Origin of the sequence: Actinomadura macra NBRC 14102 (assembly GCF_001552215.1) — a bacterium.
GTDB classification, from domain to species: domain Bacteria; phylum Actinomycetota; class Actinomycetes; order Streptosporangiales; family Streptosporangiaceae; genus Spirillospora; species Spirillospora macra.
This window is the reverse complement of sequence record NZ_BCQT01000009.1, coordinates 457,194-470,345: the sequence shown is the minus strand read 5'-3', so window position 1 is coordinate 470,345 and position 13,152 is coordinate 457,194. Positions and strand designations below refer to the sequence as shown.

Annotated in this window: 14 protein-coding genes; 7 read left to right on the top strand and 7 right to left on the bottom strand. The window is 71.1% G+C overall.

What is annotated here, in order from left to right:
- Nucleotides 1–26 precede the first annotated feature (26 nt).
- The 3 genes from AMA02S_RS15960 to AMA02S_RS15950 are packed head-to-tail and all read left to right on the top strand — an operon-like array spanning nt 27 to nt 3,138.
- The gene (locus AMA02S_RS15960; protein ID WP_169806834.1) at nt 27–1,310 is read left to right on the top strand and encodes an ABC transporter substrate-binding protein; all 1,284 of its coding nucleotides are present in this window, start codon (nt 27–29) and stop codon (nt 1,308–1,310) included.
- Entirely contained in the window at nt 1,307–2,266 is a 960-nt protein-coding gene (locus AMA02S_RS15955; protein ID WP_084265192.1) for a carbohydrate ABC transporter permease, read from the top strand. Before AMA02S_RS15960 ends, AMA02S_RS15955 begins: the two co-directional genes overlap by 4 nt.
- The gene (locus AMA02S_RS15950; protein ID WP_067458508.1) at nt 2,263–3,138 is read left to right on the top strand and encodes a carbohydrate ABC transporter permease; all 876 of its coding nucleotides are present in this window, start codon (nt 2,263–2,265) and stop codon (nt 3,136–3,138) included. The genes AMA02S_RS15955 and AMA02S_RS15950 overlap by 4 nt, the downstream gene beginning before the upstream one ends.
- 34 nt (nt 3,139–3,172) lie before the next feature.
- Here the strand turns inward: AMA02S_RS15950 and AMA02S_RS15945 are convergent, their stop codons facing one another.
- The 7 genes from AMA02S_RS15945 to AMA02S_RS15915 form a co-directional block, all read right to left on the bottom strand.
- The gene (locus AMA02S_RS15945; RefSeq protein WP_067458505.1) at nt 3,173–4,198 is read right to left on the bottom strand and encodes an amidohydrolase family protein; all 1,026 of its coding nucleotides are present in this window, start codon (nt 4,196–4,198) and stop codon (nt 3,173–3,175) included.
- A gap of 77 nt (nt 4,199–4,275) precedes the next feature.
- Complete coding sequence (locus AMA02S_RS15940; RefSeq protein ID WP_067458502.1) at nt 4,276–5,568, bottom strand: alpha-glucosidase/alpha-galactosidase; 1,293 nt, start codon at nt 5,566–5,568, stop codon at nt 4,276–4,278.
- A gap of 20 nt (nt 5,569–5,588) precedes the next feature.
- Nucleotides 5,589–6,347, bottom strand: a complete 759-nt coding sequence (locus AMA02S_RS15935) for an SDR family NAD(P)-dependent oxidoreductase (protein WP_067458500.1) — start codon at nt 6,345–6,347, stop codon at nt 5,589–5,591.
- The gene (locus AMA02S_RS15930) at nt 6,347–6,622 is read right to left on the bottom strand and encodes a hypothetical protein (protein WP_067458498.1); all 276 of its coding nucleotides are present in this window, start codon (nt 6,620–6,622) and stop codon (nt 6,347–6,349) included. Before AMA02S_RS15930 ends, AMA02S_RS15935 begins: the two co-directional genes overlap by 1 nt.
- Complete coding sequence (locus AMA02S_RS15925) at nt 6,619–7,011, bottom strand: RidA family protein (protein WP_067458496.1); 393 nt, start codon at nt 7,009–7,011, stop codon at nt 6,619–6,621. The genes AMA02S_RS15930 and AMA02S_RS15925 overlap by 4 nt, the downstream gene beginning before the upstream one ends.
- Nucleotides 7,012–7,023: 12 nt before the next feature.
- On the bottom strand, nt 7,024–7,872 hold the full coding sequence (locus AMA02S_RS15920; RefSeq protein WP_067458494.1) for an MBL fold metallo-hydrolase: 849 nt from the start codon (nt 7,870–7,872) through the stop codon (nt 7,024–7,026).
- Between the two features lie 44 nt (nt 7,873–7,916).
- Nucleotides 7,917–8,852, bottom strand: a complete 936-nt coding sequence (locus tag AMA02S_RS15915; RefSeq protein WP_067458491.1) for a zinc-binding dehydrogenase — start codon at nt 8,850–8,852, stop codon at nt 7,917–7,919.
- 74 nt (nt 8,853–8,926) lie between these two features.
- Here AMA02S_RS15915 and AMA02S_RS15910 point away from each other — a divergent pair, with 74 nt between their 5' ends.
- From AMA02S_RS15910 to AMA02S_RS15895, 4 genes are all read left to right on the top strand, one after another.
- Nucleotides 8,927–9,706 carry an IclR family transcriptional regulator gene (locus tag AMA02S_RS15910; RefSeq protein WP_067458489.1) on the top strand — a complete coding sequence of 260 codons (780 nt, stop codon included), beginning with the start codon at nt 8,927–8,929 and terminating at the stop codon, nt 9,704–9,706.
- A 215-nt stretch (nt 9,707–9,921) separates the two neighbouring features.
- Complete coding sequence (locus AMA02S_RS15905) at nt 9,922–10,833, top strand: endo alpha-1,4 polygalactosaminidase (protein ID WP_067458486.1); 912 nt, start codon at nt 9,922–9,924, stop codon at nt 10,831–10,833.
- Between the two features lie 26 nt (nt 10,834–10,859).
- Nucleotides 10,860–11,684, top strand: a complete 825-nt coding sequence (locus AMA02S_RS15900; protein WP_067458483.1) for a fumarylacetoacetate hydrolase family protein — start codon at nt 10,860–10,862, stop codon at nt 11,682–11,684.
- 149 nt (nt 11,685–11,833) lie between these two features.
- Nucleotides 11,834–13,123 (top strand): FAD-binding oxidoreductase, encoded by a 1,290-nt coding sequence (locus tag AMA02S_RS15895; protein ID WP_084265225.1) that lies wholly within the window; start codon nt 11,834–11,836, stop codon nt 13,121–13,123.
- Nucleotides 13,124–13,152 lie beyond the last annotated feature (29 nt).

Here is a 13,152-nt window from a genome sequence, read left to right as displayed (position 1 = left end):
TCAGGAGTGCCGACGGAGGGACCCCGTTGAAGAAGCTCATCCCGATCCTCGCCGCGGTGCTCCTTGGCACCGCCGCCTGCTCCTCGTCCGGCGACGGGGACTCCGGCGGGCCCGTCGAGCTCGTGATCTGGCACGGCCAGGACGACATGGCGTCCGAGTCCATGGAGAAACTGGTGGCCTCGTTCAACAAGTCGCATCCGGGCATCAAGGTCAAGACCGACTCGGGCGGCGCCACGGCCGACACGATGCTGCCGAAGGTCACGGCGGCCTTCGCCGCCGATACCTATCCCGACATCGCCTACATGTACGGCTCGTGGGCCGCGGCGCTCGCGCGCAGCCCGAAGGTCCCCAACCTGAAGAAGTACATCGGTGACCCCGCGGTCGGTTGGAACGATTTCTGGCCCAACACGCGGGAGGCCGCGGCGGTCAACGGCAAGGTGATCGGCTTCCCGGCCGTCTCCGACAACCTGACCGTCCTCTACAACAAGAAGATGCTGGCCAAGGCCGGCCTGAAGCCGCCGCCCCCGACCTGGACGTGGGACGACTTCCGCGAGATGGCGCGCAAGCTCACCGACGCCGAGGCCAAGACGTACGGGACGACCTGGGCGATCGCCGGCGGTGAGGAGACCACCTGGACGCTGTGGCCGCTGGTCTGGCAGCACGGCGGGGACATCCTGTCGGCGGACGGCAAGAAGGCGGTCTTCAACTCCCCGCAGGGCGCGAAGGCGCTCTCGCTGGTGCAGCAGATGGCCGTCCAGGACAAGTCGGTCTATCTGGACACCAGCCCGGCCGAGAAGGGGCAGAAGCTGTTCGAGTCCGGCCGCCTCGGCATGTTCCTCGCCGGCCCGTGGGTGCTGCCCGACGTCAAGGCCGCGAAGATCGACTACGGGTTCGCGCCGCTGCCCGGGACGAACGGCGACCACCAGACGGTGTCCGGCATGGACAACTGGGCCGTCTTCGACCACGGCAACCGCCGCGTCAAGGCCGCCGTCGAGTTCCTCACCTGGCTGACCAGGCCGGAGCAGCAGCTCGTCTGGATGATGGACACCGGTTCGCTGCCGACCCGCGCGTCGATCGCCAAGCTCCCCGGCTACCAGGACTACCTGAAGAAGTACCCGGGCATCGGCGTCGTCGCCGACAACATCGTCAACGCCAAGAAGATCCGGCCCGCCACCTCGAAGTACCCGCGCATCTCCGCGTTCGTCGCCGACGCCATCGCCTCGGCGCTGCTCGGCAGGTCCGACGCGCAGAGCGCGCTGAACGACGCCGCACGCAAGTCCGACGCGTTGCTGGCGGTCCCCGGCCAATGAACGCTGCGCTCGCCACGAAGAAGAGCGACCGGAGGGCGCCCGCCCGTCCCGGACGGGGCCCGGGACGGCGCGGACCGGGCAGGCGCAGGCGCCTGGCCGACCAGGCCGCCGGATGGTCGTTCGCGGGACCCTCCACGCTGCTGGTGCTCGGGTTCTCGCTGCTGCCGATGGGGTGGGCGCTGCGGCTGTCGCTCACCGACTCCGACCTCGTGACGGAAGGGCAGAGCGTCGGGCTCGACAACTACCGGGCGCTGGCCGACGATCCGGTGTTCTGGAAGTCGATCCGCAACACCCTGGAGCTGACCGGCCTCTACATCCCCATCTCGCTGCTGCTCGGGCTCGGGGTCGCGCTGCTTCTGAACAAGCCCATCCGCGGCATCGGCTTCTACCGCGCGTGCTTCCTCGTCCCCTTCGTCGCCTCGGCCGCCGCCGAGGGACTGCTGATGGCCTTCGTGTTCGACAAGGACTTCGGCGTGGTGAACGGGCTGATCACCCGCGCGGGGCTGCCCGCCCAGGGCTTCCTGGACGACCCGTCCCAGGCGATGATCGTGATCACCGGGATCTTCATCTGGACACAGTTCGGGTTCAACGTCGTGATCTATCTGGCGGCGCTACAGGAGATCCCGGCGGAGGTCCTGGAGGCCGCGGCGATCGACGGCGCCGGGCCCTGGCGGACGTTCCGGCACATTATCGTGCCGTCGGTCCGCCCGATCTCGTTGTTCCTCGCCGTGTGGGGCCTGATCGACTGCCTCCAGTTCTTCGACCTGCTGATGACCTCGACCAAGGGCGGGCCGGTCAACTCCACGATCACGATCGTCTACTACGTCTGGCAGCTCGCCTTCGAGTACTTCACCGCCGGGTACGGCGCCGCGGTCGCCTACGCGCTGTTCGCCGGAAGCCTGGTCGCCATCATCGTCGGCCTCGTCTTCGGTCGCCGGAAGGGGTTCCTGCTGTGACCACCGCATCCGCCGCCTCCACCTCGCCCGTCGCCGCGCCGGCGCCGCCCGCGCGGCGACGGCGCCGGCGGCCGAGCCCGCGGCATCTCGTCCTGCTGCCGCTGTCGGTGCTGATGGTGGTGCCGTTCGTGTACATGCTGGGCGCGTCGGTGATGACCCGGGCGCAGCTCAACCGGTTCCCGCCGCCGCTCTTCCCGTCGGCGGTGCACCTCACCGGCTACCGGGAGCTGCTGTCGGACTCGGAGTTCCCGCGCTGGTTCCTCAACAGCCTGCTCGTCTCCGGCGCCATCGTCGCCTCGCAGCTGATCCTGTGCAGCATGGCGGGCTACGCGTTCGCCCGGCTGCGGTTCGTCGGCCGGAAGGTCGCGCTGGTCCTGGTCATCGCCACGGCGCTGATCCCGTTCCAGCTCACGGTCATCCCGACGTTCCTGATCTTCCACAAGCTGCATCTGATCAACACCCTGGGCGCGCTGATCGCGCCGCAGCTCGCGTCGGCGCTCGGCGTCTACCTGATGACGTCGTTCTTCCAGAACTTCCCGCGCGAGCTGGAGGAGGCCGCCCGGATCGACGGCTGCTCCCGCTGGGGGGTGTTCTTCCGCGTCGTCCTGCCGGTCGCCCGGCCGGCGCTGGCGGCGCTGGCCGTCATCACGTTCATCTATGCCTGGAACGACCTGTTCTGGCCGCTGGTCGCGATCTCCTCCTCGGAGAACTACACGGTGCAGGCGGGCCTGACCACGTTCCAAGGGCAGCACCGCGCGGACTGGCCACAGATCATGGCCGGGACGGTGCTGACGACCGTCCCGGTCCTCATCGTCTTCCTCGTGGGCCAGCGCCGGTTCGTGCAGGCGCTGGCCGGCGCCGTCAAGGGATGAGCGGTCGGGAGATGGCGGGGTGGGCGACGCGCGCTCAGGCGGGGACGCCGAGGAGGCGCCCGACGTTGGACGCGTAGACCTGCCCGAGGACGTACTCCGGCAGACCCAGACCGCTGATGTGCCACCGGCCCATCAGCGGCGGGTCGTCGGCCGAGTGGGGAAAGTGCTCGTCGAGCGTCTCCAGGAACCGGAAATGGGTCGCGTAGGTCTCCGCGGACGGCGGGAACTCGTCGGTGCCGAACAGCACCCGGCCCGGGAAGCGCATGACGAGGTCACGGGTCGCCCGCGGCTGCCGGCCGAGCTCGGCGATGCGGGCGGCGATGTCGACGTTCAGGTTCGGGTAGGTGGCGAGCATCTGCCCGACCCGCCCGAGGTCCTCGGCCTGGCAGCCGGCGTGGACGGCGATGAACGTCGTGCGGGGATGCGTGGCGACGAGCGCCTCCAGCGCGTCCATGAGCCGGTCGAAGCTGGGGAAGCGGTCGCGATCGGCGAACGACCAGTCGGGGTGCGCGAGGAGCTGCTCGTACCGCTCGTTGCGCTCGTCGACGGGGTCGAAGAACGCGATCGGGTCGGCGGTGTGGATCGCCACGGGGATCCCGAGCTCGGCCGCCGTCTCCCACAGCTCCGCCAGCCGGGGATCGTCGGGCAGGACGAGCTTGCCCGCGTCGTCCCGCACGTGCAGGCCGAGGTCCTTCCACACCTTCAGCCCGCGCGCCCCCGCCCCCACGGACCGCCGCAGGCTGGCCGCCAGCGCCCCGTCACGGCCGATCTGGTTCCAGTCGACGTGGCAGAACGTCAGAAACCGGCCGGGATGCTTCCGGTCGTAGCGGTCGAGGTTGTCCTCCAGCTCGTCGTCCCAGCGCCCGTCGAGGTTGACGATCGCCCGGATGTTGCACGCGTCCATCAGTTCGAGCAGGGCGCCCACGTCCGGGACGGCCCAGTCGCACGTCAGCCACCGTCCAAGATGGTTGTGGGCGTCGATGGCCGGCACCGCCGCCCGTTCGACGCGCGACCCCGGCACGCGCAACCGCGGCCGGGGTCGGTACTCGCTCAGTTTCATGTCTGGCTCCCGTGGAGATGCGGCGGGCCCTCGTTGCGAGCGCCGCCCGGACGAGCGCCCGCCGCAGGTGTACTCGGTCAGGGGCGGACGCCCTCGGGGAGGGCGTCGCCGTGGGCGGCGATCATGTCGTCGACCAGGGCGTGGATCTGGGGGAGGGTGAGCGTCGCGGCGGCATTCGGGTCGAGCATCGCCGCGTGGTAAACGTGGTCGCGGCGCCCCTCCAGCGCCGCCCGGACGGTCAGGTCGCCCACGTTCAGGAACGTCCGGTTGAGCGCGGCGAGCTGCGGCGGCATCGCGCCGACGCGGGTGGGCCGCACGCCGGCCCGGTCCACTACGCACGGCACTTCGACGCACGCGTCCGCGGGAAGGTTCGCGATCAGCCCGTCGTTGCGGACGTTGCCGTGCACGATCCGCCGCTCGCCCATCTCGATCGAGTGGATGATCTCCGAGGCCAGCTCCGACATCGGCTCGATCTCCACGCCCTCGCCCGCGGCCAGCCGGCGGCGCGTCTCCTCGTAGGTGCCGAGGTTCTCCCGCGACCACTCCAGGTACGCGCCGACCTGGATGCCGAAGTGCTCCACCTGGTCGTCATGGCGCAGGAACCACGGCAGGTACTCCGAGCCGTGCACGGACGACTCGGTGGGGAAGTGCCCGAACCGCGTGAACACCTCGGCCCGGACGGTCCGGCGCAGCGCCGGATCGGCGTCGATCACCTCGGCCAGCCGGGGGTACAGGTCCTCTCCCGCATGCTCGAACTTCAGGACGAACGCCTGGTGGTTGACCCCGGCGGTGACGAAACCGACGTCCTGCACCGGGACGCCGACGAGGCCCGCGAGCCGCGCCTGCGTGTCGCGGACGGAATGGCAGATGCCCACCACGTTCTGGAACGGCGTCCCGTCCCACACAGCCCTCGGGACCATCGTCATCGGGTTGGTGTAGTTGAGCAGCAGCGCGTGCGGGGCCAGCTCGGCGAGATCGTTCCCGAGCGCGACCATCACGGGGATCGTCCGCAGCGCGCGGAAGATCCCGCCGATTCCGAGCGTGTCGGCGATCGTCTGGCGCAGCCCGTGCCGGGCGGGGACCTCGAAGTCGATGCGGGTCGCCTCGAACCCGCCGACCGCGATCTCGTTGATCACGTAGTCGGCGCCGTCGACCGCCGCGCGCCGGTCGGTGTGCGCCTCGACCTTGGCGGGCAACCCCAGGTGGTCGACCATCCAGTGCGCCATGGACTCGGCCGTCGCGAGCCGCTCCGCGTCGATGTCGTGCAGGACGAGGGTGGAGGCGCCGAGCCCGGGGAGGGTGAGGATGTCGGACAGGACGTTCTTGGTGAACTCGACGCTGCCAGCGCCGACGAAGACGATGCGTGCCATGGTTCCCTTACCGGTGTCCCTTACATGATCGCGAGCTGGCCGCCGTCGACGACCAGTTCGGCTCCGTGAACGAAGGAGGCGTCGTCGGAGGCCAGGAAGGCGTAGGCGGAGGCTACCTCCGCGGCCTGCCCGGCCCGCCCGAGGGGGATGTGGTCGCGCTGGTAGGCGGCGACGAAGTCCGGGTCGAGGGTCGCCTCGATCCCGGCGTTGAGCGGGGTGCGGATGTAGCCGGGGCAGACCGCGTTCACGCGGATGCCGTGCCGCCCGAGCTCCACCGCCATGGTCTTGGTCAGCAACAGCACCCCGCCCTTGGACGCGTTGTAGTGCGCGTAGTCCTCCTCACCGCCGAGGCCGTTCGTCGACCCCATGTTGACGATCGAGCCGCGCGTGCCGCGCTCGACCATCAGCCGGCTCACCGCCTGCCCGACCAGGAACATCCCGCGCAGGTTGACCGCGATGATCGTGTCCCAGTGCGCCGGGGTGATCTCCAGGAACGGCTCCCGCCACGATGTGCCGGCATTGTTGATCAGCACGTCGATCCCGCCCAGCGCGGCCCCGGCCTCCGCCACGAGCCGCGCGACGTCGTCCTCCCGGCTGACGTCGCAGACCGTCCCGGAGATCTCGCCGAGCGACGCCAGACCGGAAACGGCCTCGTCCACCCCGTCCAGGCCGCAGACGAAGACCCGCGCGCCCTCCTCCAGGAACCGCCGCGCGGCGGCCTCACCGATCCCGCTGCTGCCGCCCGTGATCAGGACGTTCTTACCGGTCAGCCCGTGCATCACCGCACCTTCCCCCGGGCGGTGACGGTCAGCTCCCGTTCGAGCCGGCCGCCGCGCACCCCGTACGCCGTGTCGAAGAGGTTGGAGACGGGGCAGACATGGTTCGGGACGAGCTCCAGCCGCTCGCCGATCTCCGGCATTGTGTGCGTCTTGATGTGCGGGCGCAGCCGCACGCCGTGCCGGGCGGCGACGCCCGCCATCTCGGCGATGTTGGCCTCGGCCGTGTCCAGGTCGACGATCAGCGCGGGAGTGTCGATCTCCTCGTAGCCGGTCACGATCCCCCTCGGGGCAGGTGGAGGACCGCGTCGATCTCCACCAGGATCCCGTTGAGGCCGGCGGCCACGGTGGTGCGGGCCGGCCGCGGCGCCGGCACGACCCGCGCGTAGACGGCGTCGAACGCGGCGAAGTCCGCGATGTCGGCCAGGTAGACGTTGATCTTGACCGCGTCGGCGAGGGAACCGCCCGCCGCCCGCGCGAGCGCGCCGAGGTTCGCCAGGGTCAGCTCGGTCTGCTCGGCGACGGTACCGGCGACGATCTCGCCGGTCCCGGGGTCGAGCGGCCCCTGCCCTGAGATGTACACGAAGTCCCCCGCCCGGACCGCGGGGGAGTAGGACCCGGCGGGCGGCGGGCCGTCCGCCGTGGTCACGGTCTGCCTGGATGCCATGCGCAAGCCCTCTCATACTCCCAGGACGACCGGCCGGCCGACCTTCGGCACGAAGTACTCCTGGTCGGGGAACTGGCGGTCGAGCGTGTCGACGAACGTGGTCACCGATTCGGCGTTGACGGCGAACAGGTCATGGTGGCTCGGCAGCAGCCAGCGCGCGTCCGCCTTGGCGGCCAGGTGCGCCGCCTCCCGGACGGTCAGGTTGCCGACGATGCCCATCTCCTCGCGGATCCGGTCCCGTCCGTTCACCGGCAGCAGCGCGACCCTCGGCCGGAGCCCGTCCAGGGCCCGGTCGATCTCGGGGTGCAGGACGGTGTCGCCCGCGTGATAGACGCTCACCCCCTCCCCGACCTCGACGACATAGCCGAGGAACCGGTGCGCGCCGTCCTGCACCATGACGTCGTAGCAGGTGGGGCCGGTGTACTCGGGAGAATGCGCGGCCGGGACGGGGTGGATGCGGATCCCCGCCACGTCGATGGGCTCGCCCGCGTAGGCCGGCTCGAAGGGCGCGCCGAGCGCTTTCACCTCGTCCCGGAGAACTGGCGGGGCCACCAGCGTGAACGGGTGGCGCGCCTGGGCCGGCCGGAGCGTGCTCGGGTCGAAATGGTCGGCGTGCTCGTGTGTGACGACCACGACGTCGGCGTCGAGGGCACCGGGCTCGAACGGCGGCGGGAATCGGCGCGCCCACCGTCCGGGCGGGCCGAACTCCGAGTCGGCCGCCAGCCGGTCCGACAGGTAGGGGTCGACGGCCACGACCGTCCCGCCCGACCCCTTGAGCAGGAATCCCGCCTGCCCCAAGGCGCAGATGCCGACCATGCCCGGGGGCACGACCAGGTCACGGAAGCCCGCGCTCACGTTCATGTATGCCTCCTTTCCTGGGAACGCCCGGCGACCCCTCCACCTCGTCAGGGGGTGAGAAGGGCCTTGACCGGTTCCGTTCCCCCGTTCATCAGGTCGGTGAACACCCGGGCGCCGTCGGCCAGGGGGAAGGTGTTCACCCAGCTCAGGTCCCACTCGGCGGCGAGGTCGACGGCGGTCGCGAACTCGGCGGGCGTGTAGCCGAACGAGCCGATCAGCCGCTTCTCGGTCCGGACGAGGTCCGCGGCGTCGAAGCCGGGGTCCGCGCTGGCCAGGCCGAGCGCCACGGCGGTGCCGCCGGGCACGAGCCGGGCCAGCGCGTCGGCGCGGGTGACCGGCAGGCCGACCGCGTCGAAGACCACGTCGAACTCTCCGCGAAGGGACGGGCCGGCGCTGTCCGCGCCGAGCCGGGACGCGATGGCCGCGCGCCGATCCGATACATCGGCCGCGACCACGGACACGGCGCCGCGGCGGCGGGCGAACTGCACACAGAGCAGCCCGATCGTCCCGCAACCGACAACGCCGACCCGCGCTCCCTCGGGGATCTGTGAAACGTTCCAGGTGTGAACGGCGTACGCGATCGGCTCGATGAGCCCCGCGGCCGTCCAGGGCATGCCGTCCGGCAGCGCGTGGACGGCCGAGACGGGCACCGCCACCCGCTCGGCGAATCCGCCGGGCCGATGCACGCCGATCAGGGCGCGGCCGCGGCAGAGCTGGCGGTGTCCGCGGACGCACAGATCGCATCGGCCGCACGACACTATGGGGTTCACGGCCACGCGGCGGCCGTCTGGGGTCGTCCCGGCGAACTCGTGACCCATCACCAGTGGCGGGGTGCGGAAGCCCGGGGTGCGCACGCCGTGCAGCTCGCTGCCACAGATGCCGGCGGCGGCCACCTCGACGAGGATCTCATCGGGTTTCACGGACGGTTCGTCGATGTCATGCAGTTCCACCACACTCGGTGCGGTGAAAACGAGTGCCTTCATCACGCGGCGAATGTAGCAGGGCATCCGTATCGTGGGCTAGCATTCCGTATAGCGGAAACACAGGGAGAGATTGCATGGCAAAGAACGAGTCGCCGGTGGGCAGCGTGGACAGGGCGCTGCGCATCATCCAACTGCTCTCCGAGAGCGGTCGCGGTGTGACGCTGGAGGACCTCGCGGGTCGCTCCGGCATCCCCCGCAGTTCGCTGCACCGGTTGCTGGGGGCGCTGCGCCACCGCGGGTTCGCCGCCCAGCCGGAGCCGAACGGGCCGTACTTCCTCGGTACCGAGCTGCTGGCGGCGGCGTTCCGCTTCTACGACCGGATCGACCTGCGTTCCCTCGTCCACCCGGTGCTGCTGCGGTTGCGCGAGGAGCTGAACGAGACCACGCACATGGCCGTCCTGGAGGGCGGCGAGATCGTCTACGTCGACAAGGTCGAGGCCATCCATCCGATCACCATGACCTCGGTGATCGGGGGCCGGAACCCGGCCCACTGCACCGGCGTGGGCAAGGCCCTGCTGGCCTGGACGTACCCGACCGACGAGGCGATCAAGCTCTGGGCGTCGGCGCACGAACTGCGCGCCGTCACCCGCCACTCGATCACCTCGCCCTCCCGGCTCGCCGAGGAGATGGCGGAGATCAGGGAGCGCGGCTACTCCCTCGATCTGGAGGAGAACGAGGAGGGCGTGCGCTGCGCCGCGGTGCCGGTCTTCCTCGGGCGCGCGACCCCGTCCGCGGGTGTCAGCGTCACCGCCCCGAAGGACCGCTTCCCCAAGGCGCGCCTGACCGAAGTAGCCGCGCGGCTCCGTACGATCCTGGCAGACGAACTCGACCGGCCTGCCCCTCTCGTCCCTTAGGGTCTCAGTGGTTGACATGGTCGATACACGGCTGGTTGTCTGTTCTGCGGAAATTAGTTCCGTATTACGGAAATGGGGCGCTAGTGACGAAAGTTGCGGCTGTGGTTGGGCTGCTGCTCGTCATGGGAGCGGCGGCATGTTCGACCGGATCTGATGAGGGCGGCGGGACGCGGTCCCCGAGCGCACGTCCGCCGAGCACACCGGCGCCGAGTGCCTTGGGCACATCGGCCGGGTCGGCCAGGCCGTCGCCGAAACCGTCCGGCAAGCCGGCCAGGTGGAAGCCCGCCGTCGGCAGCCGGTGGCAGTACCAGCTCTCCGGCAACCCCGCCTTCCGGGCGACGGGCGGGGTGAACGTCGACATCTGCGTGCGGCCGCACGCCGGCGGCGCGTGCGCGCGCCCGCAGGTGTTCGACATCGACCTGTACGCCGACGGGTCCGTGGCCGGGAACAACAGCACGCTCAACACCGCCGCAGTCAAGGCGATCCACGCCAGAGGCGGCAAGGCGATCTGCTACCTGGACGCGGGCTCGGTCGAGAAGGGGCGCCCCGACTACCAGCAGTACGTCGACTGGCACAACTCCCACGGACGGTCGCTGATCGGCAAGGCCTACCCCGGCTTCCCGGACGAGAACTTCGCCAACATCAACAACGACCGGGGCCAGCGCGACTTCGTGCTGCGGATGCAGGAGGCCCGCGTCCGCAAGTGCGCCCAGGCGGGGTTCGACGGTGTCGAGTTCGACGTGGTGAACGCGCACGAGGAGAAGCCGCAGACGACCGGCTGGAGCGTCACGCCCAGCACCCAGCTCGTCTTCAACCGGGCGCTCGCCGACATGGCCCACCGCCACGGGATGGCCGCCGGGCTGAAGAACAACCTCCGTCAGATCCCGGAACTGCTGTCCTCGTTCGACTTCGCGATCAACGAGGAGTGCTGGGAGTACCGCGAGTGCGGCCTGCTGAAGCCGTTCATCCGGGCGGGCAAGCCCGTGTTCGGCGTCGAGTACAACCCGTCCCGCAGCGCGGGCGACCCGCTGGGCTTCTGCCGTGAGGCGGCGGCCATGAGGTTCAGCACCATCAAGAAGGGCGAGGACTACGCCCTGAAGGACAAGCCGTACACCCCCTGCCGCTGACGGCGGGGACGATCGAGAGAGCACGCATGCAACTCCTGACCTACCGCACCGAGGACGGCACCCGCGCCGGGCGACTCGACGGCACGAACGTCACCCCGCTGGACGCGCCGGACGTGGGCTCCCTGCTCGCCGCGGGCGCCGACTGGCGCGACCGGGCCGCCACCTCCGCCGGACGAGCCGTTCCGCTCGCCGGCCTCGACCTCGCGCCGGTGGTCACCCGCCCCAGCAAGATCATCTGCGTGGGTCTCAACTACAAGCAGCACATCGCCGAGACCGGCCACGACACCCCCGAGCACCCGACCCTGTTCGCGAAGTTCGCCCGCTCGCTGATCGGCGCGGCCGACCCGATCGCCCTGCCGGCCGGGTCCACCGCGATGGACTGGGAGGCCGAGCTGGCCGTCGTCATCGGACGGACCGCCACCCGCGCCGGCGGCGCCGAGGCCCGTGCCGCGATCGCCGGCTTCACCGTCGCCAACGACGTCAGCGCCCGCGACTTCCAGCGCCGGACCACGCAGTGGCTCCAGGGGAAGACGTTCGACTCCACGACCCCGCTCGGCCCCGCACTCGTCACCGGCGACGAGGTGGGCGACGCCGCCGACCTGGAGATCTCCTGCACGGTCGACGGCGAGGTCATGCAGCGCGGCCGGACGTCGGACATGCTGTTCCCGCCGGAGGAGATCGTCTCCTACATCAGCGGCATCGTGACGCTCGACCCGGGCGATGTGATCCTCACCGGGACGCCCTCGGGGATCGGCGACAGCCGCACGCCGCCGGTCCGGCTGCGTTCCGGGGACCTCGTGGAGACGGAGATCGAGGGCCTCGGCGTCCTGCGCAACCGGTGCGCCGGGTGAACGCGGGCAAGTCGAACACGGGCAAGTCGAACACGGTCGAGTCGATTGCGGGCGAACCGGGCACGGCCGAGTCGGGCAGGGGCGGGCCGGATGTCGGCGGGCTGAGCGCGCGGCTCCCACCGGGCCGCGTCATCTCCGACCCCGACGCGATGGACGCCTACACGCGTGACCAGACCTACGCCGCGCCCGGCACCCCGATCGCCGTGGTGCTCGCCCGCGACACCGGCGACGTGGTCACCGTGATGACGTGGGCGTCCGAACACCGGGTGCCGGTCGTCCCGCGCGGCGCCGGCACGGGGCTGGCCGGCGGCGCCACCGCCGTGGACGGATGCGTCGTCCTGTCGCTGGCGAGGATGACCGCGATCCGCGAGATCGCCCCGCAGGACCAGCTCGCCGTGGTCGAGCCGGGCGTCATCACCGCCGACCTCGACCGGGCCGCCCGCGTGCACGGGTTGATGTACGCGCCCGACCCGTCCAGCCACGAGATCTCCACGATCGGCGGCAACCTGGCGACGAACGCGGGCGGGCTGCGCTGCGTGAAGTACGGCGTGACCCGCGACTCCGCGCTCGGGCTGGAGGTCGTCCTCGCCGACGGGCGGATCGTGCGTACCGGCGGCAGGACGGTCAAGGGCGTCACCGGCTACGACCTCACCGGCCTGTTCGTCGGATCGGAGGGGACGCTCGGGGTGATCACGTCGGCGACCGTGCGGCTGCGGCCGGCGCCCGCCGAGCCGCCCTCGACCGTCCTCGCGACGTTCGGGACGCTCGCCGCGGCCGGCCGGGCGGCGTCCCTGATCATGGGTGCGGGCCTGCGGCCCAGCCTGCTGGAGCTGATCGACCGGGCGACGCTGCGGGCGATCGACGAGTGGCGCGGCATCGACCTGGACACCGCGACGGCGGCCGTGATCCTCGCGCAGACCGACGGGCCCGAGTGCCCGGCAGGCGAGCTGCTGCGGTGGTGCGAGGAGGCGGGCGCGGAGTTCGCGGCGGCGTCCACGGACGAGGCCGAGTCCGCCGCGCTGCTGGACGTCCGGCGGCTGGCCTACCCCGCCGCCGAACGGCTCGGGAACTGCCTGGTCGAGGACGTGTGCGTGCCCCGCTCCCGGCTCCCGGAGATGATCGGGCGGATCGAGCGGGCGGCGGAGCGGCACGGCGTGCGGATCCTGACGGTCGCGCACGCCGGCGACGGCAACCTGCATCCGCTGTTCGTGTTCGACCGGGGACGGGCCGGGCCGCCCCCGCCCGTCCAGGCCGCGGCGGACGAGGTGTTCTCCGCCGCGATCGAGCTGGGCGGCACGCTGACCGGCGAGCACGGAGTCGGCGTGCTGAAGCGGCCCTGGCTGGACGGCGAGCTCGAGCCCGACACCCTGGCCGTCCACCGGCAGATCAAGCACGCCCTCGACCCGGCCGGTCTGCTGAACCCCGGCAAGGCCATCTGACCCGGCGGGCCAGACGGACCAGACGGACC

Bases quoted from the DNA above. Each gene is read 5' to 3' on its own strand.
- AMA02S_RS15900 (WP_067458483.1), top strand. From the start codon at position 10,860: ATGCAACTCCTGACCTACCGCACCGAGGACGGCACCCGCGCCGGGCGA.
- AMA02S_RS15910 (WP_067458489.1), top strand. From the start codon at position 8,927: ATGGCAAAGAACGAGTCGCCGGTGGGCAGCGTGGACAGGGCGCTGCGC.
- AMA02S_RS15945 (WP_067458505.1), bottom strand. From the start codon at position 4,198: ATGAAACTGAGCGAGTACCGACCCCGGCCGCGGTTGCGCGTGCCGGGG.
- AMA02S_RS15915 (WP_067458491.1), bottom strand. From the start codon at position 8,852: ATGAAGGCACTCGTTTTCACCGCACCGAGTGTGGTGGAACTGCATGAC.
- AMA02S_RS15935 (WP_067458500.1), bottom strand. From the start codon at position 6,347: ATGCACGGGCTGACCGGTAAGAACGTCCTGATCACGGGCGGCAGCAGC.
- AMA02S_RS15895 (WP_084265225.1), top strand. From the start codon at position 11,834: ATGGACGCCTACACGCGTGACCAGACCTACGCCGCGCCCGGCACCCCG.
- AMA02S_RS15940 (WP_067458502.1), bottom strand. From the start codon at position 5,568: ATGGCACGCATCGTCTTCGTCGGCGCTGGCAGCGTCGAGTTCACCAAG.
- AMA02S_RS15925 (WP_067458496.1), bottom strand. From the start codon at position 7,011: ATGGCATCCAGGCAGACCGTGACCACGGCGGACGGCCCGCCGCCCGCC.
- AMA02S_RS15955 (WP_084265192.1), top strand. From the start codon at position 1,307: ATGAACGCTGCGCTCGCCACGAAGAAGAGCGACCGGAGGGCGCCCGCC.
- AMA02S_RS15920 (WP_067458494.1), bottom strand. From the start codon at position 7,872: ATGAACGTGAGCGCGGGCTTCCGTGACCTGGTCGTGCCCCCGGGCATG.